This window comes from uncultured Jannaschia sp. (assembly GCF_947494025.1).
Taxonomy (GTDB): Bacteria; Pseudomonadota; Alphaproteobacteria; order Rhodobacterales; family Rhodobacteraceae; genus Jannaschia.
In genome coordinates this window covers 42308-64836 of the sequence record NZ_CANLTQ010000006.1, presented here as the reverse complement: position 1 = coordinate 64836, position 22529 = coordinate 42308, and the positions used below count along the sequence as shown (strand labels likewise).

Genomic DNA, 22529 nt, shown 5'->3' with positions numbered 1-22529 from the left:
GAGCGGTACATGGACGAGACACCGAAGGCGCCCCCGGCAAATCGCGAACCGCTCGCGTTCGAGACGGATCGCGGCGCGTCGCGCTCGAACTGGATCGCGGGGGGCGTCCTGCTCGCGGTGGTCGCGTGGATGGGCAGCGGCTTCGTCCTGCCCTCCGCCCCGCCGGCCGTGCCCGAGCGGGCGACCGAGCGCGAGCCGGCCTCCGTCGTCGCGCGGATGTCGCAGGCGGCGCCGGTGACGCTGACCTTTCAGGCCGAGGGCCAGGCGGAGCCCGATCGGGACACGCCGCTGCGTGCCAGCGCGACCGGCGATGTGGCCGAGGTTCTGGTGCGGAAAGGCGACGTGGTCGAGGCCGGGCAGCCGGTCGTGCGCCTGTCCTCGACCCGCGCCGAGGCCGACCTCGCCACCGCGGAGGAGCTTCTGACCCGGGCCCGTCGCGACAGCGACAATGCCGAGCAGCTCCTCGAACGCGGCGTCGGCACGGCCGACCGGGTCGCCGAGGCACGCGCGGCGCTGGCCTCGGCCGAGGCGCAGGTCGTCACGGCCGAGCAGGAGCTCTCCGACCTGGACATCCTCGCACCCTTTGCCGGGCGGATCGAGGCGCTGTCGCTGTCGCGCGGCGAGTTCGTCTCCGCCGGCGAACAGATCGGCCGCATCGTCGACAACCGGCCGCTGACCGTGGCGATCCAGGTGCCGCAACAGGCGCTGAACCGGATCGAGGACGGCATGACAGCCGAGGTGACCTTCATCACCGGCGAAACGCGGGAGGGCCGGGTCACCTTCGTCAGCACCTCCGCCGCCGCCGAAACGCGGACCTTTCTCGCCGAGATCGAGGTCGCCAACTCGGACGGGGCGATTCCCGCCGGCGTTTCCGCGGAGGTCGTCATCCCGACCGGCGAGGCGATGGCGCATTTCGTCACCCCGTCGGTCGTGTCGCTCAACCCCGAGGGCGATCTGGGCGTGAAGACGGTCGAAGACGGCCTCGTCCGCTTCCACCCGATCGAGATCGTCCGGGCCGAGCTCGCCGGCGTCTGGGCCACGGGCGTGCCGGAGCGGGCCGAGATCATCACGATCGGACAGGGTTTCGTGCAGGAGGGCGAGCCGGTGCGTGTCCAACCTGCGGAGGCGGCGGAGACGGCAGACGTCGTAGCGAATGCCGGCGAGGCCGGCGAATGAACGCGCTGATCGACGCCGCCTTTTCCCGGAGCCGGGTGGTCCTGATCCTGCTCGGCATGATCCTTGCCGTCGGCGCCGTGGCTTATGTCGCGATCCCGAAGGAAGCGAACCCGGAGGTGCCGCTGCCGCTCGTCTACGTCTCAACCGGCATTGACGGCATCTCGCCCACGGATGCCGAGCGGCTGCTGCTCGAACCGATGGAGGCCGAGTTCGGCGCCATCGAGGGGCTCGAGCAGATGTCGAGCGAGGCGGCGGAGGGCTTCGCGAGCGTGCAGCTCGAGTTCACCGCGGGCGGCGACATCGACGAGGCGCTGGACAAGGTGCGCGAGGCCGCCGACCGCGCCGAGGGAGAGTTGCCGGAGGATGCCTACGACCTGACCGTGACCGAGATCAACACGGCGCTGTTTCCGATCATCACCGCGATCCTGTCCGGCCCCGTCCCCGAGCGGACGCTGAACCGGCTGGCCGAGGACGTGCAGGCCGAGGTCGAGAAGCTTCGCGGCGTGCTCGAGGTCGATATCGGGGGGGCGCGCGACGAGTTCCTCGAGGTGCTGATCGACCCCACCGTGTTCCAGACCTACGACCTGAGTTTCGACGCGCTGACCACGACGCTGCAGCGCAACAACCGGCTGATCGCGGCCGGCGCCATCGAGACGGGCGACGGGCGCATCGCGCTGAAGGTGCCGGGCCTGATCGAAGACCTCGACGACGTCATGGAGATGCCCGTCAAGGTGGACGGCAACACGGTCGTCACCTTCGGCGACGTGGCCACAGTGCGCCGCGCCTTCGAGGATCCGACGAGCTTCGCGCGGATCGACGGGCAGCCCGCCCTCGCCCTCGAGATCACCAAGCGCTCCGGCGCCAACATCATCGACACCGTGGCCGAGGCGCAGGCGGCGATCGAGTCGATGCGCGGCGACTGGCCGGATTCGGTGACGGTGACCTACCTTCAGGACCAGAGCGAGCAGGTGAAGACGCTCCTGTCGGACCTGCAATCGAACGTCATCGCCGCGGTGATCCTTGTGATGATCGTGATCCTCTTCGCGCTCGGGCCGCGCTCGGCGATCCTCGTCGGCCTGTCGATTCCGACCGCGTTCCTCGCCGGCGTCATCGCGCTCTGGATGCTGGGCTACACGATGAACATCGTGGTGCTGTTCTCGCTGATCCTCGTCGTGGGCATGCTCGTCGACGGCGCCATCGTGACCGTGGAGCTCGCCGACCGCCGCCTGCAGGAGGGCGACGACCCGCGAACGGCCTACGCCCATGCGGCCAAGCGCATGGCCTGGCCCATCATCGCCTCCACCGCGACGACGCTGAGCGTGTTCGTGCCGCTCCTGTTCTGGACCGGCCTGATCGGCGAGTTCATGAAGTTCCTGCCAATCACGGTGATCCTGACGCTCACCGCCTCGCTCTTCGTGGCGCTGATCTTCATTCCCGTCGTGGGCGGCCTGATCGGCCGGCGGCAGCCGCAGACGGCGCGGGCGAAGGCCGCGCTCCGGGCGGCCGAAGCGGGCGACCCGCGCGAGATCGGCGGCCTGACGGGCACCTATGTGCGCCTTCTCGAGAAGGCGATCCTGCGCCCGCTGGCGACGTTCTTCCTGGCTCTGTCGCTCCTTGTCGGCGGCTTCGCGCTCTACGGCACCTTCGGCAACGGGGTCACGTTCTTTCCCTCGGTCGAGCCCGAGTTCATGCAGGTCGAGTTGCATGCCCGCGACAACCTCTCGATCTACGAGCGCGACGCGCTGGTGCGCCGCGTCGAGGACCGGCTCCTCGACCAGGAGGGCGTGTCGAGTGTCTATGCCCGCGCCTCGATCGGCGCGGGACAGGGCGACGAGGAGGTGATCGGCACGATCCAGCTCGATCTCGTCGACTGGGACCGTCGTCCGACGGCGGACGAGATCGGCGAGGGGATCCGCACCGAGATGGCCGACATCGCGGGCATCGACGTGCAGGTCCAGACCGAAAGCGGCGGGCCGGCGAGCGGCAAGCCGGTGAGCCTCGAGGTCCGCGCCGACGACCCGGCGGCGCAGATGGCTTCCGTGGAGCGGATTCTGGCGCTGATGGAGCGGGTCGGCGGCTTCACCGACGTCACCGACACGCGACCGCTGCCCGGGGTCGAGGTGGCGATCACCGTCGATCGGGCCGAGGCCGCCCGGTTCGGGGCCGATGTCAGCCTGCTCGGACAGGCGGTGCAGCTCCTCACGCAGGGCATCACGGTCACCGATTACCGCCCCTCGGACGCGGACGGGGAGCTCGATATCCGGGTGCGCTTCCCCAGCGAGGACCGCTCCCTTGCCGAGCTCAACAGCCTGCGCGTCCCGACCTCGACCGGGCTCGTCCCGATCTCGAACTTCGTGACCTTCACGCCGGTGGAGCGGGTCGGTATCGTGCGCCGCATCGACGAGGAGCGGGTGACGACGATCGAGGCCAACGTCGCGCCGGGCCTGCTCGTCAACGACCAGATCGCCGCGTTGCAGGCCGCGCTCGACCGCGCCGACCTCCCCGAAGGCAGCAGCTACACCTTCGGCGGGGAGGCCGAGGACCAGCAGGAATCCATGGCCTTCCTCGCCACCGCCTTCGCCGCCGCGATCCTGCTGATGTTCATGATCCTCGTGCTTCAGTTCAACAGCTTCTTCCAGGCTGTCGTGGTGATGAGCGCCATCGTCTTCTCGGTGGGCGGCGTGCTGCTGGGCCTCGTCGTCACGGGCCGCCCCTTCGGCGTGGTCATGGGGGGCGTGGGCATCATCGCGCTTGCCGGGATCGTGGTGAACAACAACATCGTGCTCATCGACACCTACAACGACCTGCGCCGCCTCGGCCTGTCGCCGCACGAAGCGGCGCTGCGCACCGGCGCGCAGCGTTTGCGGCCGGTGGTGCTGACCTCGCTCACCACGGCGCTCGGCCTGCTGCCCATGGTGATCGGCCTCAACGTCGACTTCTTCACCCGCGAGATGGCCTTCGGGGCCCCCTCGACGCAGTACTGGACCGAATTGTCCAGCGCCATCGCCGGCGGTCTGATCGTCGCGACGATCCTGACCCTGGTCGTCACACCCGCGATGCTGATGCTGCGCGACGGCCGGACCCCTCGGGCGGCCCGCAACGCCGTTCCGGCGTGACCGCGGGCCGGCTTGCGACGCGACGCGACCGGGACTCGCGTCTTGCGGGATCCGGCCCGGACGTCGTTCTCCGTAATGTCGCCAACGGCCATACCGGCGACGGAGACCGGTCCGCATCACCTGTACGGCATGCCTCCCCCGCCTTCACGAAGCTCTCGCCAAAGATTCCCGAGGGTCGTCCCTTGCGCGAAGCGTCCGGGACACCGGACGATAGAGTCGACCCATGGCCCTGACGCGAAGAGGGCAACCCCGCGAAGCGGCGACCCGCCCTCGCCAGGACCGGGTCAGTCGATCCGCATCGCTTCCGTCTCGACGATGATCCGCACCTCGTCGCCGACCAGCCCGTCCGCAACCCCATAGGTCATGCCGTAGGCGCTGCGGTCGAGCGTGCCACGGGCGCTGATACCGAGGACGAAGCGGCCGTGTCCGAACGGGTAGTCGCCGGCCTTGTTGAGCGTCACGTCGAGCGTCAGGGGCCGCGTCTCGCCCAGAAGCGTAAGCTCGCCGGTCACCGTCCCGGCGTCCTCGCCCGACGGCGTGCCGCCCATGGCGACGAAAGTCATCACGGGATGCGCCTCGGCATCGAGGAAGTCGTCGCCCCGCACATGCGCGTCGCGCGCGGCGTGGAACGTGTCGAGGCTCGCGGTCCGGACCCGGACCTCGAGATCCGACAGGACCTGGCTGTCGAGATCGTAGGTGAAGCTGCCCTCGATCTCCCCGAACACGCCCAGCACGGCGGCATAGCCGACATGGTCGATCATGAAAGCCACGGTGGTGTGCTCGGGATCGAGCGCGTAGCGTTGCGGCTCCGCATGGGCGGGCGGGGAGAGCGCGAAAACAAGGGCGGCGAGGATCGGACCGGGTTGCATGTCACCTCCGTTCGGCCGTGCGGGGCATGTTCCGAGACTACGCCGATCCGGTTCGCGTGACCACCCGGACCCTGCCCCTTCGCACGGGTCCTCGGCAGGGCGGCAGCGCCCGCTTGACGGCATCGCGCGAAGACGCGTTCATGCTCGCATGACCGACCTCGACAGGAGCGGCGCCCGCGTCGGCGCAGGGACGGCCCGCGCCGTTCTCGCGACGCCCGTCGGCGCCCTCTGCGCTCTCGCGGGCCTCTACGCCGTCGGGATCGCCGGGACGTTGCATCTCCTCGATGCGCCGATGAGGGCGCTCCCGGCCGCGTGGCTCTGTTTCGCGGCGGGAACCGGGATCGCTTCGGGCGGGCTCGTCAGACGCTATCCGCATCGATCCCTCGGGGCCTGCAACGCCGTGACGCTCCTGCGGCTCGCCCTCGCGGCGACGCTGGCCACGGCCGTCCTCGCACCCGAATGGGCCGCGGCGCGATCCGGCGCGCTCTTCGCGCTCGCCGCGGCGGCCCTCGCGCTCGACGGACTCGACGGCTGGCTCGCACGGCGCGCGGAGCTCTGCTCGGCCTTCGGCGCGCGCTTCGACATGGAGACGGACGCCGTCCTCGGCGCCGTGCTCGCCCTGATCGCGATCCGTCTGGGCGTCGGGGGGCCGCTCGCCCTGCCGGCGCTCCTCGTCCTCGGCTTTGCGCGCTACGCCTTCGTCCTCGCCGCCGCAATCAGGCCCCGACTGCGCGCGGCCCTGCCGGCGCGGTGGTCCCGCAAGGTCGTCTGCGTGATCCAGATCGGCACGCTCGCCGCCCTGCTTCCGCCCCTCGCTGCGGGCCTGCCCGCGGCAGGACTTGCCCTCGCCGCCGCCGGCCTGCTTTTGTGGTCCTTCGGGCGTGACGTCCTTTGGCTCCTGCGGAGGCCGGGTTGAGCGGCGGGCGGACGGGGCGGGCCGCGCTCCTTCTCCTGTCAGCGCTCGTGATCTGGGTCCTCCTCGCGCTTCCGAACCGGCCCTCCGCGCTCGGCGTCGGAACGTTCGTGCGCCTGCCGCTGGAATTGCCCGTTCTTCTGGGCCTTCTCGTCGCGACCGCCGGCCGGCCCCGTCTGTCGCAGGCGCTGCGTATCCTCCTCGTTGCGGCCCTCACGGCGATCACCATCCTCAAGCTCGCCGACCTCGCGCTCCACGAGACCTTCTCGCGCCCGTTCAACCCGGTGACGGACCGCTTCGTCTTTCCGGCGGCGCTGAACCTGCTGACCGGAACGCTCGGCCCGGTCGCCGCCTGGGGCGTCGTGGCGCTCGCGGTCGCGGCGCTCGCGCTTCTCGTCTGGCTGCTCGCCTGGGCGTTCGGATGCTGGGCGCGGCCCGTCGGGGGCGCCCGGCGCGGCGTCGCCGGTTTCGTCGCGCTCGGCTTCGCGCTCGTCGCGGCGGCGGATCTGACGCGAACGACGGATCCGCCCGGCAGGGCCGGGACGACCCGGATCGCGCTCGCCCATGCCGACCGCGCGCAAAGCGCCGCGCGGGATCTGACCGCCTATCGCCGGGCGGCGGCGTCCGACCCCTTCGCGGGGGCGAGCGGCCTCCTCGACCGGCTGGAAGGGCGCGACGTGATCGTTCTCTTCGTCGAAAGCTACGGCCGCGCCAGCTTCAGCAATCCCCTGTATTCGACAACACACGTTCCGACCCTCGAGGCGGCCGCGACCGGGCTCGCGGATGCGGGGTTCGGCGCAAGAAGCCTGTGGCTCACCTCGCCCATCGCCGGCGGGCAGAGCTGGCTCGCCCACGGCACCTTCGCCTCCGGCCTCGAGACAGGGGATCAGGCGCGTTACGGCGCGATGCTGGCGAGCGACCGCCGCACGCTGTGGCACCTCGCCCAGGAGGCGGGCTACCGCACCGCGGCGGTGATGCCGGCGATCACCCTCCCTTGGCCCGAAGGCCCGCGAAGCGGGTTCGAGACCGTCCTCGCGGCAGCGGATCTGGGCTATCGCGGCCGGCCCTTCAACTGGGTCACGATGCCGGACCAGTACACGCTCGCCGCCTGGCCGCGCCTGCTGCCCCCCGATCCGCGCCCCGGTTTCGTGCAGATCGCGCTGATCTCCAGCCACGCGCCCTGGATGCCGATTCCGCCGATGCTCGACTGGGACGCGATCGGCGACGGCCGGGTCTTCGATCGCTACGCCGAGGCGGGCGATCCCCCGCGCGTCGTCTGGCAGGACCGCGACCGCGTTCGCGACCAGTACCGGCAAGCCATCGACTACGCGCTGCGGGCCGCGCTCGGCTTCGCCGCCCGGCAGGCCGGACCGGACGCTCCCCTCATCATCGTGCTGGGCGACCACCAGCCCGCGTCCTCCATCGCGCAGGTCGCCGGGCGGGACGTGCCGCTGCACCTGATCGGCCCGCCGGACGTCCTCGCGCTCTTCGACGGCTGGAACCCGACCCCGGGCCTCGTGCCCGGACCCGGCGCACCGGTCTGGCCGATGGCAGCGTTCCGCGACCGGTTCGTGCGGGCGACGACCACGGCCCGGCCGGCGGAGCCCTCGTGAGGGGCCGCCGGGCGGCGCTTTCGCGCCTCGCGTTCTCCTTCGGCCTCGTCGCGCTGATCCTGTGGTGGATCGACGCCGCCGGTGCCGTGGCGCGGCTGAGACAGGCCGAGGGCGGATGGCTCCTGCTGGCGGCGCTCCTGCTGACGGTGCAGACCGTTCTGATGGCGCTGCGCTGGCGTCTGACGGCGGCGCAGCTCGGCCTCGCGATCCCGCGAAGGCGGGCCGTGGGCGAGTATTACCTCGCGCAGGCGGTGAACATGACCCTGCCCGGCGGCGTGCTGGGCGATGCCGCCCGTGCCGTCCGGTCCCGCGCGGAGGCAGGGTTCGGCACGGCGGCTCTTGCCGTGATGATCGAGCGGCTGGCGGGACAGGCGGCGATGTTCGCCGTCGCGACGGCGGGGTTCGGGCTGGCCCTGCTCCGTCCCGGCGGCATCGGCTGGCCCGCCGGCACCGGCGCGATCCTGCTCGCCGCCGTGGCCCTCGCGATCCTCCTTCCCCTTCTGGCACGTCGCCTGCCTGTTTCCGCGACCTTCGCCCGAGCCGTCCGCACGGCCCTTCTTGCGCGGGCCGTTTGGCCCCGGCAGGCGGCGCTCGCCCTCGTCGTCGTCGCGCTCAACCTCGCCGCCTGCGCGCGGGCGACCGGGACGCGGCTCGGACCGGAAGCGGCGACGACCCTCGTCCCGCTCGTCCTGACGGCGATGCTGGTTCCCGTCTCGGTCGCCGGCTGGGGCTGGCGCGAGGGGGCCGCCGCGCTCCTGTTTCCGCTCGCGGGCGCCACGGCGGCGGCGGGCGTCGCGGCGAGTCTGGCCTTCGGTGCCATAGCCCTCGCGGCCAGCCTGCCCGGCCTGCTCTGGCCCGTCCTGTCCGGTTGGATCGAACGTGACTTGCCGCAGCGAGAAACCGGACGTTAACCTGTGACGACACGACGACAGGGACGGATCGATGACACGTGACAGGACGATCGGGGCCGCTCCCGGCCTGACCCGACGCAGCCTGATCGGCACCGGCGCCGCGACGCTGGGCCTTGCCGGGCTCGCGCGGCCGGGCTTCGCACAGACCCGGGATGTCGCGCTGCAGCTTTCCTGGCTCCATTCGGTGCAGTTCGGCGGCAGCTACATCGCGCGGGACCGTGGCTACTGGGCGAAGGAGGGGCTCGACGTGACGCTCCTGCCCGGCGGCCCGAACGCGCCGGTGGAGCCTCCCGTGGTCGCGGGCAACGCGCTTGTCGGGATCTCGGCCGCCGACTACACCGCCGCCGCCGTGGCGCAGGGCGCGCCGTTCCGGATCATCGGCGTGGCCATGCAGAAGAACCCCTTCGCCATCGCCTCCCTGCCAGGCAATCCGGTCGAGGTGCCGAAGGATCTGGAGGGCAAGCGCATCGGCATGGCGCTCGCCAACATGCCGGTGCTCGAGGCGCTCTGCACCCTGAACGGCGTGGCGTTGACCGCGATCGAGGTCGTGCCGACGCAATACGACGCGGCCCCCCTTCTGGCCGGACAGGTCGATTGCCTGCTCTGCTGGGCCACGGACCTGCCGGTCGCGATGGCGATGGAGGATATCGAGGCGGTCACGATGCTGATGGCCGATCACGGCTACGCGCTGCACTCGCAGACCTATATCGCCACCGAGGAGAGCCTTGTTTCGCGCCGCGCGGAGCTCGTCGCGCTGATGCGGGGAGAGATCGCGGGCTGGACGGACTACGCCGCGGATCCGGCGGCGGCGGCGCGCCTGACGGTCCGCATGTTCCCCGATTCCGGGCTCGACCTCGCGACCCAGGTGATGCAGGCCGAGCGGCAGGTGCCGCTGATGTTCTCGCCGCTCACCGACGCGCAGGGATTCGGTTGGTTCACCCCCGAAACGGTCGCCGCCAATATCGAGACGCTGGCCCTTCTCGGCCGCGACGTCGGTCCCGAACTCTGGGACCGCTCGATCCTCGAAGAGCTGCATGGCGCCTGACGGCGCCCCGGCCGCGCCCGGTCACGCCGTTCTCTGCACCGATCTCGTCAAGGTGTTCGACGCGTCCGGCGACCCGGTGCCGGCGGTGGGCCCGCTCAACGCGACCTTCGCGGCCGGACGCACCACGGCGCTGGTCGGCCCGTCGGGCTGCGGCAAGTCCACGCTCCTGCGGATGATCGCGGGGCTGGAACGGCCGAGCGCGGGCGCGATCCGGATCGGAGGCGGGACGCCGCACGACCTCGCCCGCCGGGCGGGACTCGCGATGGCGTTTCAGGACGCCGCGCTCCTGCCTTGGCGCAGCGTGCGCGGCAACGTCGCGCTCGGCCTGCGGCTCGCCCGCCGGCCCGCCGATCCGGCCCGGGTCGAGCGCCTGATCGAGACGGTCGGGCTCGGCGGCTTCGGCGACCGGCGCCCGGCGGAGCTGTCGGGGGGCATGCGACAGCGCGCGGCCATTGCCCGCTGCCTGGTCAGCGCGCCGGAGCTGCTCCTCCTGGACGAGCCGTTCGGCGCGGTGGACGAGCTGACGCGCCGGCGTCTGAACCGCGACCTTCCCGCGCTCTGGCAGGGGACCACGGCGATCCTCGTCACCCATTCCGTGGTGGAGGCGGCGATGCTGGCGGACCGCGTCCTCGTCCTGTCACCCCGCCCCGCGACCATCGTGGCGGCGATCGACGTCCCCCTGCCCCGCCCGCGGGACGAGGACGATTCCGCGCTGCGCGAACGGATCGCCCGCATCGCCGGCGCGCTGCGGACCAGCGCCCCCGGCCGCGCCCTGGCCGCCCAGTGAACGCACCCGTGACCCGACGCGGCACGCATCCGGCCGCCCGGATCGTCGTCCGCGCCGGACCCGTGGCGTGGCAGGTTCTGAGCGTCGCCGGCCTTCTGGTCGCATGGGAAGCGCTCGCCCGGCTCAACGCCGGCAGCTACGTCCTCGCCGGACCCGTCGCCGTGACCCGCTACGGGGTCGAACATGCCGGCCTGCTCGCGCACGCCGCCGGGATCACGCTGGCCAACGCGGCTTGGGGCTTTCTCTGGGGCAACCTCGCGGCGGTCGCCCTCGCCGCCGCGATCCTGCTCGTCCCGCGGCTCGAGCGTTGCGTCGTGGCGCTGTCGCTCGTGGTCTTCTGCCTGCCGCTGGTCGCGACGGGGCCGATCCTGCGCGTGGCTCTCGGGCCCGGCAACGGGCCGCAGATCGCGCTCGCCGCGCTCGCCGTGCATTACACCACGCTGCTCGCGCTCCTCGTCGGGCTCAGGGCCGTGCCGCGAAGCTGGCTCGACCTCGTGGAGAGCTACGGGCGCGGCGCGGGCGCGCAGCTTCTGCACATCCGCGCGATGGCGGCCCTGCCCTATCTCGCCGCCGGGCTGCGGATCGCTGTCCCGGCGGCCATCCTCGGCGCGATGGTGGGGGAGTTCACCGGGGCCGAGCGCGGGCTCGGCGTGCTGACGATCCGAGCCATGCGCGCGCTCGACGTCGACGCGACCTGGGCCATCGCGCTGATCGCGGCCGGGATCGCGATCGTGGCCTACCGGGCGTTCGGCGCGCTCCTCGGCTTCGTAACGGACCCGCCCGCGCTGCTTCTCGCCGCGCCCGCCCCGGCAATCCGGCGCGGGCGGATGCGGCGCGCGGGCGAACTCGCGGTCACGATCCTCGCCACGCTGGCGCTCTGGCAGGGCGGGATGGACGCGCTTGGCCTGAGCCCGTTCTTCGCCAGGCGCCCCGGCGACGTGCTGGCCTTCCTCGTCACCGACGCCGGGGCCGCATCGCATCGCGCCGCGCTTGCGGGCGCCTACGGCGAGACGCTGTTCTACGCGGTGCCGGGCTACCTTGCCGGGCTCGCGCTCGGGGCGGGGCTCGCCTGCGCCGTCGTGCTCGCCCCCGGTCTGGCGACAATCGTGCTGCCGCTGGCCGTCGCGCTGCGCTCGGTGCCGATCGTGACGACGGCGCCGCTTCTCGTGCTGGCGCTCGGACGCGGGGCTACGGGCACGATCACCATCGTCGCGGTGATGATCTTCTTTCCGACCCTCGTCGCCGCCTTGCAGGGGCTCCGGCAGGCACCGGGACAGGTGATCGACATCTTCGCGAGCTACGCGACGGGCCGCTGGCGCACCCTCGCCCTCGCGCGCGTGCCCGCCATGCTGCCCGCCTTCTTCGCCGCCGCCCGGATGGGCGTGCCGGCGGCGATCCTGGCGGCGACCACCGCCGAATGGCTCGCTACCGGGCGCGGGATCGGCGGGCTCATGGCGCTCACCGCGTCGACATCGGGCTACAACATGCTCTGGAGCGCGACGGCGCTCGTCGCGCTGACCGCGACGCTGGCCTACGCGCTCGTCGCGCGGATCGAGCGGGCGGTCCTGCGCGTCTACGGCCCCGAGCAACTCGCGCGATGAGGGCCGTCTTCGCGATCCCCGGCGACATGGACCGGCGCACCGGCGGCTTCATCTACGAGGCGACGGTTCTGCGGACACTGCGCGCCCTGGGCCACGACATCGCGCATCTGCGACTGCCCGACGGCTTTCCCGACCCCACCCCGGCGGAGGTCGCGGAGACCCTGCACCTGCTCGGCCGGGTTCCCGCCGACGTGCCCGTCCTGCTCGACGGCTTCGTTCCCGGCACGGTGGATCCCGGCGGGCTGGCCCGCCTCGCCGCGCCGCTCGTGCCGATCATCCACCATCCGCTCGGCCTCGAAACCGGCCTCGCGCCCGACCGCGCGGCGTTCCTCCGGGCCAACGAGGCGGCCTCCTTGCGTCACGCCGCGCGCATCGTCGTGCCGAGCCCGCACACCGCGCGGATCCTTTCCACCGAGTTCGGCGTGCCCGCAGCACGGATCGCGGTGGCGCCGCCCGGCTTCGAGATGCCCGAGGGCCCGCGCCGTCCCGCGACGCCGCCATTGATCCTTTCGGTCGGGCTTCTGGCGGAGCGAAAGGGCCACGACGTCCTCGTCGCGGCCCTGGCCCGGATCGCGGATCTCGACTGGCAGGCCCGGATCGTCGGCGCCGTCCACGATCCGGCCGTGGCCGACGCGCTTGTGGCGCAGGTTCGCGCGGCGGGCCTGTCGGACCGTATCGGCTTCGCCGGCGAGCTCGACACGGCGGCCCTGCGCGGGGTCTGGGCGCAAGCGTCGATCTTCGCGCTGGCCACGCGCTACGAGGGCTACGGGATCGCGTTCGGAGAGGCGATGGGTTGGGGCCTGCCCATCGTCAGCTGCGCGGCCGGGGCGGTGCCCGACACGGTCGGCGAGGCCGGCCTCCTCGTGCCGCCCGGCGATCCGGACGCGTTCGCCGGGGCGCTGCGCCGGCTACTCACGGACGCCGCGACGCGCGACGCGTTCTCCGCCGCTTCCGCCCGCGCGGGGGCCGCCCTGCCCCGCTGGTCCGACACGGCGCGCGAAGTCGCCGCAGCCGTGCGCGACGCGGCGCCCGGCCCGCGCTAGGGCCCGGGTCGCGAACCGGGCGCCCCGCGGCACCCGACGGAGGCGTCCGCATCGGAAAAAGTCGCCCCCAGGGGGGACAGGGGCTGGACAGATGCCGGTCGGGGCGCATCTTTGGACAGAGCACCCGGTCCGGGCGATGCGGCGCGATGCCGACCGGACGCGACGCGGAGGGATAGGCGGATGGTCAACATCGTTGTGAACGGAACCGAACGGCAGTTCGACGGGGACGAGGAAACGCCGCTGCTGTGGTATCTCCGCGACGAACTCGGGCTGACGGGAACGAAGTATGGCTGCGGCATCGCGGCCTGCGGAGTCTGCACGGTCCACGTGGACGGCTTTCCCACCTTCGCCTGCGTCACGCCCGTGGGTACGCTCGAGGGTGCGGAGGTCACGACGATCGAGGGCCTGTCCGAGAACGGCGATCACCCGGTTCAGGTCGCCTGGCGCGATCTGAACGTCGCCCAGTGCGGCTATTGCCAGGCCGGGCAGATCATGCAGGCCGCGGCCCTCGTGGACGGGTCCGAGACCGTGTCCGACGAGGACATCGATTACGCGATGAGCGGCAATCTCTGCCGGTGCGGAACCTACACCCGGATCCGGGCGGCGATCCGGCAAGCGGCGGAGGCGAAGTGATGCGCGATACACCGATCCTGAACGTAAGCCGCCGCGGCGTGCTGGGCGGCCTCGGCGCCGCGACCTTCGTGCTGGCCGTGGGGCTGCCGCGTCCCGGCCGCGCGCAGGAGGACGAGCCGGAGTTCGGCCGCGACGCTATGCCGAACGGCTGGTCCGACGACCCGAAGGTCTTCATCGCCATCGACGCGGACGGCACCGTCACCATCACCTGTCACCGCTCCGAGATGGGTCAGGGGGTGCGGACCTCCATCGCGATGGTCGTGGCCGACGAGCTCGGCGCCGACTGGGACCGGGTCCGGGTTGATCAGGCGCCGGGCGAGGAGGAAACCTACGGCAACCAGGATACCGACGGCTCCCGCAGCCTGCGGCACTTCTTCGTGCCGATGCGCCGCGCCGGCGCGGCGGCCCGCGCCATGCTCGCGCAGGCGGCGGCCGACGAGTGGGGCGTGGACGTCTCCGAGGTCACGGCCGGCAACCACGAGGTGACGCATGCGGCCTCCGGCCGGGCGCTCGGTTACGGCGAACTCGCCGCCGCGGCGATGGAGCTCGACGTGCCCGCGGGCGACGCGCTCGTCCTGATGGACCCGTCCGAGTTCCGCTATATCGGCAGCTCGGAGATCGGGCTCGTCGACAACATGGATATCACGACGGGGCAGGCGACCTACGGGATCGACGTGCGCCGCGACGGCATGCTCTACGCCGTGATCGCCCGCCCGCCGGTCTACGGGGGCCGTGCCGCGCGCTACGACGACAGCGCGGCGCTCGCCATCGACGGCGTGGAGAAGGTGGTGGCCATCGACCCGGTCGATTTCCCGACCGAGTTCGCGCCGTTGGGCGGCGTCGCGGTAATCGCGCGCAACACCTATCTCGCCATCAAGGGCCGCGATGCGCTCGAGATCGAGTGGGAGGACGGGCCGAACGCGACATACGACAGCGCGGCCTATCGGAAGACCCTGTCCGAGGCGGCGAATGCGCCGGGCGGCACGGTGATCCGCGACGAAGGCGACGTCGACGCGGCGCTGGAAGGCGCGGCGCAGACGCTGGAGGCGGAATATTACATTCCGCATCTCGCGCAGGCGCCGATGGAGCCGCCGGCCGCCTTGGTCGAGATCCGCGACGGTCGCGCCGAGGCCTGGGCCTGCACGCAGGCACCGCAGGTGACGCGGCTCAGGCTGGCGGAGCGGCTGGGACTCGAAAAGGAAGACGTGACCGTCAACGTGACGCTTCTGGGCGGCGGGTTCGGGCGCAAGTCCAAGCCGGACTTCGTGCTCGAGGCCGGCATCCTGAGCCAGGCGATGGACGGCGCGCCGGTCAAGCTGACCTGGACGCGCGAGGACGACATCAACCACGGCTACTATCACACCGTCTCGGTCGAGAAGATGCAGGCGGGTCTGGGCGAGGACGGCGCGCCGGTCGCATGGCTGCACCGGACCGCGGCGCCCACGATCGGCTCGATCTTCGCGCCCGACCCGATGCAGAAGCTGCCCTTCGAGCTCGGCATGGGGCTTCTCAACATGCCGCTCGCCATCGAGAACGTCCGCGCGGAGAACCCGGAGGCGGCGGCCCATGTGCGCATCGGCTGGTACCGCTCGGTCTCCAATATCCCGCATGCCTTCGCGATCCAGTCTTTCGTGGCCGAACTGGCTGAGGCCGCCGGGCGCGACCCGAAGGATTACCTCCTGGATGTGATCGGCCCGGCGCAGATGGTCGATCCGCGGGACCAGGGCGACGTCTGGAACTATGGCGAGAACCCCGATGTCTATCCGATCGACACGGGCCGCATGGCGGCCGTGGTCGAGGCGGCGGCGCAGGGAATCGAATGGGGCCGCGAGATGCCGCAGAACAGCGGCCTCGGCATCGCCGGGCATTACAGCTTCGTCAGCTACGTCGCCGTGGCCGCCGAGGTGACGGTGGAGGACGGGTTCGTCTCCGTCCCCCGCGTCTCGATCGCCATCGATTGCGGACCGCAGGTCAATCCCGATCGCATCCGCTCGCAGATGGAGGGCGCGGTCCTTATGGGGATCGGTCAGGCGCTGATGAGCGAGGTGACCTTCGCGAAGGGGCGCGCCGAGCAGGACAATTACGACACCTACCTCGTCCCGCGGATGGAGGATGCGCCGAAACGGATCGACGTTCATCTCGTGACCTCGCATTCCGGCTACGATCAGCCGCTCGGCGGGGTGGGCGAGCCCGGCCTGCCGCCGGTGGTTCCCGCGATCACGAACGCGGTCTTCGCGGCGACCGGCAAGCGCATCCGCACCCTGCCCATCGGCGATCAACTCCGCAGCTGACGAAAGGTCACCTCGTGCACAGCATCAAATCATCCCTGATCGTCGCGGCTGCGCTGCTTCTGGCGGGGCCGGCCCTCGCGCAGGATTGCGCCGGGCGGATCGACGATTTCGAGCGTATCCTCGACCGCGCTGCGGGCGAGGCGATCTCCGCCTCCTCCGGAGGGCAGGCCGTCGCGGGCGCCCGCGAGGCGCAGGCCATGGAGGCACCCGAAGAAGGGGCAGAGGATCCGGTGCCCTTCCAGGAGGAGGACGAGGAGGCCGCCGAGGTCGAGGAAGCCGAGGAGGCGGGCGAAGGCGGCGAACGGATCATCCAGGCCCGGACAGCGCTGCAGAATGCCCGCGAGCTTGCCGAAGGCGGCGACGAGGCGGCCTGCTCGGAGGCCATGGACGATCTGGTTCTGACGCTGCTCGAGGACTGACGCCTCCGGCGGCGTTTTCGCCCGGCGGAATCCTGGCGGGCCGCCGGACCTTCCGTTCCGGCCCGCCCGACGGACGCTTCCGGCGCCAGCCGCGTTCGAAGACAAGGCCGGGCGCGTTGTCGCTTTTGGACCCGACGCCTCGCCGCAGGGCGGCTATCCCGAACGACAAGGAAGCCACTTACGGGCAAGCTTCACGCGGTGCTGGACGGCGCGGACGGATCGCTTTTTCGAATGCCCAGGTCAATGCGATCCGACACCGACAGGATGACGCAATCGACGTCACGTCCTCCGGGATCAATAATGGGCGATGAACGGTGTCTGCGGTTCCGACTCCGGTACGGCGCCGCGGGCCAGAGGGCCGGTCCAGTTCCCAAGGCGCGACGAGCGTTTGAGTTTCACCTTGTCCGCCATGGTTTCACCCGGCCGCAAGGGCCGGGCGATCCCTGACCGCTCCGACATGGCGGGGAGGCTTTACGCCCCGACCGCGACCCGGACCCGCCTTTGAAAAACCGGCACTGGTCGACCCGAGCGAACATCGCTTCAGGCCTTTGCCCCGTTGCCGGCTTTCCATCGGCCTGTCCGGTCAGCAGCCGATCGCCGCGCAGATCCGGTCGCGATAAGCCGAGTTCGCGGCGTTCTCCTCCATCTGCGGCGCGAGGTTCGGGCAGTTCGGCACGTAATCGGCGGCGAGGCCCGCGTTCACGCAGGTGCCGATCTCCCAGCCCGGCGGCAGGTCGTTCAGGTCGACCTTCTGCCATTTCGGGTGGCCCTCGGTCCGGAGCGTCTCGAACTGCGTCAGGATCAGGTTGGACACGTCCGACACGGCCTCGCAACTCGCCCGATGATAGGCGTTGCGGGCGGGGTCGTATTCATAGGTCATCAGCACGGCCTTGACCGCGACCACGTCCACCGGCTCATCCTGAAAGGCGTAGGTGTCCGCGGGGATCTCCGTCGGCGTGTAGACCGCTTGCAGGACCTCGTCCGAGATCGGCAGGAGGTGGAACCGCTCTGGGTCGATCTCCGTCTCCTCGAACAGGGCCGTCGGCGCGCCGGCGACGTAGAAGAACGCATCGATCCCGCCGTCGAGAAGCTGCGCCATCGACTCGTCGGGCCCGATCGTCAGCGTCTCGCCCGGTTCCACGCCGGTCAGGTCGAGAATCAGGGACGCGGTCAAGAACGTGCCGCTGTCGGCCACGCCGATGGCGACGCGCCGGCCCGCGAGGTCCGACACGTCCTCGATCTCGCGCGCGGCGAGGATGTGGACCTCCTCGTTGTAGAGCGGAAACGCGATGCGTACGCCCGCGACCGCGCGGGCGATGGCCGGATCGTCGGCGGAGTAGGTCTGCAGGTACTCCAGAACGTCGCTCTGGACGATGCCGAACTGCGTGGCGGGACGGTTCCGCACGCCGAGGAAATTCTCGAGCGAGCCCGCGCTTTCGTGCACCGTCAGCGTCTGACCACACCCCTCCATCACACCGGCGATGTCGCGCCCGATCTTGATGTAGGTCCCGGTCGGCCCGCCGGTCAGGATGTTCTTCGCGAGTTCCTGCGCCGTGGCGGGCGCCAGATTAATCAGAAGAAGAACCGCCAGCGCCGCGATCCGCCCAAGCTTCGTCATCACCGTCGTCCTTTCATCCCGTCGTTCGCCTCAGCAGCGCCCCAGGTCGCGGACCATCGAGACCAGCGTCTGCCGGTTCACCGTGCCGAAAACCTCCGCGAGCGCCTCGTAGGTGCAGACCCGGTCGGCCAGTACCGCCTGCAGTTCCGTCCGCTCCTCCGCTGTCGCCGCGTCGAGCCCCGGCGCTGCCCGGATTGCCAGCGCGATCTCGCCCACGGGCGGCGCCGTGTCGCGCCGCGGCAGCTCCGCCGCGACCGCGACTTCGGCCGCCTCCGTCTCCTGCGTGACGCGCAACTCCTCCAGCTCGGCCCGGACCGCGTCGCGGTCCGCGCGCAGGGTGCCGAGCGTCTCACGGAGGGCGGCGAGTTCGGCCGCGGCGCTGTCGCGCTCGGCCGCGATCTCGTCGCGGGCCGCCTTCGCCGTCTCCGCGAGCTCTGCCGCGGTGGCCTGCGCTTCCTGCGCGGTGGCGACCTGCGACAGTAGGGTGTCGAGCTCCTCCCGGGCCTCCGTCTGGCGGGTCGTCAGCTGTTCGAGTTCCTCCCGGGCCGCGCGCTGCGCCGCCCGCGCAGCGTCGAGCTCCGTCTGGACCTCCGCCTGCTCGCGCGACAGGGCGTCGAGGTCCCGCCGCGCGCTGACGACGGCCGCGCCGATGTCGGCCGTGAGAGTGTCGCGCCGCGCCTCCATCTCCGCGACGACCTCCGCGAGTCGGTCCCCTTCCGCTTCGGCCACCCCGATCTCGGCCTGCACGGCGCCGAGCGCCGCTTCCGCCGCGGCGCGCCCCTCCGACAGTTCGGCGGCGACCGCGTCGCGCTGCGCCTCGAGGTCGGCGACCGTGGCGCGCATCCGGTCGCGCGCGGCCTCGGCCTCCTCCGTATCGGTGCGCACTGCGTCGCGCGCCGCTTCGGCCGCGTCGCGCGCTTCCATCAGCGCTTCCTGTCGCGCCTCCATGTCGACGAGGACGGCGGCCAGCTCGTCCCGTGTCGCCTTGGCCTCCTCCACCTTGCGCTGGGCGTCGTCGCGCGCCGCCTCGGCGGCGGCACGCTCCTCGGACAGGCGCGCCAAAGTGGACCGGGCCGCCTCGACCTCCGGGGAAATGCCACGCGGCGTCGACGCCCCGGACGATTCCTCCATCGTGGCCTCAGGCTCGTCGCCGGCGATGGGCGCGGTCTCGTTCAGGGCACCAGAGGCCGGTGCGGGTGCGACGTTCGCCGCGTCCGCCTCTTCGGCCCGCGGGTCCGCCTCCTGTCCGCTCGCCACCGATCCGGCCCCGAGGGCGAGCACGAGAACGCAAAGGGCGCGAGACGAGACCCGCGAAAAAATACGATCCTGCGCCACGTCCCCCCCTGCGATCGCGCTTTCGTCTCGGAGACTAACCGCGGTATGGCGACGCTGCCAAGACGTCATTCGAACATTCGGCGTCGAGGCCGGGGCGGCGGCGCCGCTTCGCTGAACCGCCGTGCAAGTTCGCGCGTTCCGGATCCGCCAATCACCGCGCGCCAGCGCCACTATTCAAGACAGGGTCGCCCGCGCATGGAACCGGACATCTGCATCATCCTGAACGCCAAGGCCGGAAAGCGGGACCCGGGCGTCCGCGACCGCATCCAGACGGCGATCGACCGGCATCCCGGTCGGTTCGACCTCCGCGTGATCGGCAAGAATGCCGATTTCATCGCGGAGATCGACCAGATCGCGGGCGCGGGCTACCGGACCATCGTCGCGGCCGGGGGCGACGGGACGATCTCGGCCGTCGCGGCCGCGGCTCACCGTCACGAGCGCATCCTCGGCGTGTTGCCGATGGGCACGTTCAACTTCTTCGCCCGCGGGCTCGGTCTGCCGGAGGATGTCGAGGCCGGCATCGACCTGCTGGCCGACGGCCCGACCCGGACGGTCAGCCTCGGCGCGGTGAACGGACGCATCTTCCTCAACAATGCGAGCCTCGGGATCTATCCCGCGATCCTCGCCCAGCGCGAGGGGACCTACCGGCGCTGGGGCCGGTCGCGCGTCGCCGCGCACTGGTCCGTTATCGTCACCTTCTTCCGCTTCCATCGACCGCTGACGATGCGGGTCATGATCGACGGGCGGGAGGTCCGCAAGAAGACCCCGCTCGCCTTCGTGGCACGCAGCGACTTCCAGCTGGAGCAGTTCCAGCTCGAGGGCGTCGAGGACGTGCGCGCCGGACGCCACGCCCTGTTCCTCGCGCCGGACAGCTCGCGCTTCGGACTGTTCCGCTTCGCCGTGCGGCTGGCCTGGCGGTCGATGCGCCGCGGCCGCGACTTCGAGTATTACAGCGGCGAGAGCATCGACATCGAGACCTCGCACCGCCGTCGCCTCGTGGCGCGGGACGGGGAGCGGGAACGGATGGACTCGCCGTTCCATTTCGAGGTCCTGAAGGACGCGCTGACGGTCGTCGCGCCCGAACGTGCCTGATGCGGCGCATCCTGCATATCTCCGACCTGCATTTCGGTCGCGACCGGCCGGAGCTCCTGCGGCCGCTCATCGCCATGATCAACCGGCTCGCCCCCGATCTCGTCGCCGTTTCCGGCGATTTCACGCAGCGCGCACGGCTGGGTCAGTATCGCGCCGCCCGGGCCTTCCTGTCGCAGCTCGCCGTGCCGTGGCTGGCCGTGCCGGGCAATCACGACACGCCGCTCGACAACCTGTTCGTGCGTTTCCTGAGGCCATGGGACCGGTACCGGCACTACATCCACCCCGAGCTGGAACCCTCCTGGGAGGACGAGGAGGTGGCCATCGTCGGGATCAACACCGTCAACAACTGGTCGTGGCAGCGCGGCCGGATCGGACGGCGCACGATGCGCCGGGTCTGCCGGGCCTTCGATGGGAACGCGGGGCGGCGGATGCACATCGCCATGCTGCACCATCCCCTGGAGCATTCCCCGACCGTCGAGAAGCGCTTGATGCGCGGGGCGCGCGGAGCGCTGGAGCGGATGGGCGATTGCGGCGCCGACATCGTCCTGTCGGGACATCTGCACACGTGGCACGCCCGGCCCTTCGCCGATGAGGCGGGCGTGCTCTTCGTGCAGGCGGGGACCGGCCTGTCGACGCGGGTCCGCGGCGAGCCCAACGACTTCAACCTCCTGACGATCGACGGCCCGCGCGTCGCCGTGGAGCAATGGACCGCCGCCGCGGAATCGACGAACTTCGCCCCGACCCGCACCGTCCGCTTCGTCAAGGTCGGGAGTGCATGGCGGGACGAGGGAACGTCGACGCCCGACCCGACCCCGACCGGACAAGCCTGAGGTCGGCGGCGGGCCCGAGTTTTCGTTTGCGCGACCGGGCCGGTCGGACCAAACTCCGACGCGGGCGGAGAGACCTCGATCCCTCCGCGGACCGAAAGGGAAGGCCGGTGGTGGAGATCGGCCTCAGGGAGGAAGATATGAAGACGATGATACGGGGCCTTTCGGCCCTCGTGATGACGTTCGGGCTGGTCGCGCCCGTCCTGGCGCAGGACAAGGGAACGATCGGGATCGCGATGCCGACGAAGTCCTCCGCGCGGTGGATCTCCGACGGCGAGTCCATGGTCGAGCAGTTCGAGGCGGCCGGCTACGAGACCGACCTGCAATACGCCGAGGACGACATCCCGAACCAGCTCGCGCAGATCGAGAACATGATCACCAAGGAGGTCGACGCCCTGGTGATCGCCGCGATCGACGGCACGACGCTGTCGAACGCGCTCGCCAACGCCGCCGCGCTCGAGATCCCCGTCATCGCCTATGACCGCCTGATCCGCGATTCGGGCGACGTCGACTACTACGCGACCTTCGACAACTTCCAGGTCGGCGTGTTGCAGGCCAATTCGCTGGTCGACGGGCTGAAGGAGCGCTTTCCGGACGTCGAGACATGGAACGTGGAGCTCTTCGGCGGGTCGCCCGACGACAACAACGCGTATTTCTTCTACGACGGCGCGATGAGCGTGCTGCAGCCGATGATCGACGAGGGACGGATCGAGATCAAGTCCGGCCAGACCGGCATGGACACGGTCGGCACGCTCCGCTGGGACGGTGCGGTGGCGCAATCGCGGATGGATAACCTCCTATCGGCGCATTACACCGGCGATCAGGTCCACGGGGTGCTGTCGCCCTACGATGGGCTTTCCATCGGGATCCTTTCCTCGCTCAAGGGTCTGGGCTACGGCTCGGGCGACACGCCGATGCCGATCGTCACCGGACAGGACGCCGAGATCCCCTCCGTCAAGTCGATCCTCGCGGGTGAGCAATACTCGACCGTCTACAAGGACACGCGCGAGCTGGCCCGCGTGACCGTCGGCATGGTCGAGGCCCTGCTGGAGGGTGGCGAGCCGGAGATCAACGACACCGAGACCTACGACAACGGCGTCAAGGTCGTCCCCTCCTACCTGCTCGAGCCGCAATCTGTGGACGAGTCCAACTGGGAGGAGCGGCTGGTCGACAGCGGCTATTATTCCGCCGACCAGATCCAGTGACCGGCCCATCCGGGCGCGCCCGCGCGGCGCGTCCG

The 22529-nt window shown here is 71.1% G+C and carries 18 protein-coding genes; 15 read left to right on the top strand and 3 right to left on the bottom strand.

The features are described from left to right. Window positions 1-9: 9 nt before the first annotated feature. Together Q1B08_RS10540 and Q1B08_RS10535 are read left to right on the top strand one after the other, a co-directional pair. Window positions 10-1176 carry an efflux RND transporter periplasmic adaptor subunit gene (locus Q1B08_RS10540; RefSeq protein ID WP_299818027.1) on the top strand — a complete coding sequence of 389 codons (1167 nt, stop codon included), beginning with the start codon at window positions 10-12 and terminating at the stop codon, window positions 1174-1176. After that, window positions 1173-4292 (top strand): efflux RND transporter permease subunit, encoded by a 3120-nt coding sequence (locus Q1B08_RS10535; protein ID WP_299818023.1) that lies wholly within the window; start codon window positions 1173-1175, stop codon window positions 4290-4292. The genes Q1B08_RS10540 and Q1B08_RS10535 overlap by 4 nt, the downstream gene beginning before the upstream one ends. Before the next feature lie 284 nt (window positions 4293-4576). Here Q1B08_RS10535 and Q1B08_RS10530 read toward each other — a convergent pair whose 3' ends face one another. Beyond that, window positions 4577-5161: a YceI family protein gene (locus Q1B08_RS10530; RefSeq protein ID WP_299818021.1), complete on the bottom strand. Its 585-nt coding sequence runs from the start codon at window positions 5159-5161 to the stop codon at window positions 4577-4579. Between the two features lie 148 nt (window positions 5162-5309). Here Q1B08_RS10530 and Q1B08_RS10525 point away from each other — a divergent pair, with 148 nt between their 5' ends. The 10 genes from Q1B08_RS10525 to Q1B08_RS10480 all read left to right on the top strand — a co-directional run bounded on the left by Q1B08_RS10525 (window position 5310) and on the right by Q1B08_RS10480 (window position 16417). Further along, window positions 5310-6077, top strand: a complete 768-nt coding sequence (locus Q1B08_RS10525) for a CDP-alcohol phosphatidyltransferase family protein (protein ID WP_299818018.1) — start codon at window positions 5310-5312, stop codon at window positions 6075-6077. Continuing rightward, window positions 6074-7687: a sulfatase-like hydrolase/transferase gene (locus tag Q1B08_RS10520; RefSeq protein WP_299818015.1), complete on the top strand. Its 1614-nt coding sequence runs from the start codon at window positions 6074-6076 to the stop codon at window positions 7685-7687. Before Q1B08_RS10525 ends, Q1B08_RS10520 begins: the two co-directional genes overlap by 4 nt. Next, a complete protein-coding gene (locus Q1B08_RS10515; RefSeq protein ID WP_299818013.1) occupies window positions 7684-8598 on the top strand; it encodes a lysylphosphatidylglycerol synthase transmembrane domain-containing protein in 915 nt (304 codons plus the stop codon). Before Q1B08_RS10520 ends, Q1B08_RS10515 begins: the two co-directional genes overlap by 4 nt. A 31-nt stretch (window positions 8599-8629) precedes the next feature. Beyond that, a complete protein-coding gene (locus Q1B08_RS10510; RefSeq protein ID WP_299818010.1) occupies window positions 8630-9643 on the top strand; it encodes an ABC transporter substrate-binding protein in 1014 nt (337 codons plus the stop codon). Continuing rightward, entirely contained in the window at window positions 9633-10430 is a 798-nt protein-coding gene (locus Q1B08_RS10505; protein ID WP_299818007.1) for an ABC transporter ATP-binding protein, read from the top strand. Before Q1B08_RS10510 ends, Q1B08_RS10505 begins: the two co-directional genes overlap by 11 nt. Before the next feature lie 62 nt (window positions 10431-10492). Then, entirely contained in the window at window positions 10493-12031 is a 1539-nt protein-coding gene (locus Q1B08_RS10500) for an ABC transporter permease subunit (protein ID WP_299818330.1), read from the top strand. After that, window positions 12028-13074, top strand: a complete 1047-nt coding sequence (locus Q1B08_RS10495) for a glycosyltransferase family 4 protein (RefSeq protein WP_299818004.1) — start codon at window positions 12028-12030, stop codon at window positions 13072-13074. Before Q1B08_RS10500 ends, Q1B08_RS10495 begins: the two co-directional genes overlap by 4 nt. Before the next feature lie 180 nt (window positions 13075-13254). After that, window positions 13255-13707: a (2Fe-2S)-binding protein gene (locus Q1B08_RS10490; RefSeq protein WP_299818001.1), complete on the top strand. Its 453-nt coding sequence runs from the start codon at window positions 13255-13257 to the stop codon at window positions 13705-13707. Then, a complete protein-coding gene (locus tag Q1B08_RS10485; RefSeq protein ID WP_299817998.1) occupies window positions 13707-15998 on the top strand; it encodes a xanthine dehydrogenase family protein molybdopterin-binding subunit in 2292 nt (763 codons plus the stop codon). Before Q1B08_RS10490 ends, Q1B08_RS10485 begins: the two co-directional genes overlap by 1 nt. 14 nt (window positions 15999-16012) lie before the next feature. Continuing rightward, a complete protein-coding gene (locus Q1B08_RS10480; protein ID WP_299817995.1) occupies window positions 16013-16417 on the top strand; it encodes a hypothetical protein in 405 nt (134 codons plus the stop codon). A gap of 583 nt (window positions 16418-17000) precedes the next feature. Here Q1B08_RS10480 and Q1B08_RS10475 read toward each other — a convergent pair. Together Q1B08_RS10475 and Q1B08_RS10470 are read right to left on the bottom strand one after the other, a co-directional pair. Further along, the gene (locus Q1B08_RS10475) at window positions 17001-18035 is read right to left on the bottom strand and encodes a TAXI family TRAP transporter solute-binding subunit (protein WP_299817992.1); all 1035 of its coding nucleotides are present in this window, start codon (window positions 18033-18035) and stop codon (window positions 17001-17003) included. 30 nt (window positions 18036-18065) lie between these two features. After that, window positions 18066-19370, bottom strand: a complete 1305-nt coding sequence (locus tag Q1B08_RS10470) for a hypothetical protein (RefSeq protein ID WP_299817989.1) — start codon at window positions 19368-19370, stop codon at window positions 18066-18068. Window positions 19371-19565: 195 nt separating this feature from the next. Between Q1B08_RS10470 and Q1B08_RS10465 the strand changes: the two genes are divergently transcribed. The 3 genes from Q1B08_RS10465 (at window position 19566) to chvE (ending at window position 22494) form a co-directional block, all read left to right on the top strand. Further along, entirely contained in the window at window positions 19566-20462 is an 897-nt protein-coding gene (locus Q1B08_RS10465; RefSeq protein WP_299817986.1) for a diacylglycerol kinase family protein, read from the top strand. Then, window positions 20462-21292: a metallophosphoesterase family protein gene (locus Q1B08_RS10460; protein WP_299817983.1), complete on the top strand. Its 831-nt coding sequence runs from the start codon at window positions 20462-20464 to the stop codon at window positions 21290-21292. The genes Q1B08_RS10465 and Q1B08_RS10460 overlap by 1 nt, the downstream gene beginning before the upstream one ends. Before the next feature lie 173 nt (window positions 21293-21465). Then, on the top strand, window positions 21466-22494 hold the full coding sequence (gene chvE, locus Q1B08_RS10455) for a multiple monosaccharide ABC transporter substrate-binding protein (protein ID WP_299818327.1): 1029 nt from the start codon (window positions 21466-21468) through the stop codon (window positions 22492-22494). Window positions 22495-22529: the final 35 nt, after the last annotated feature.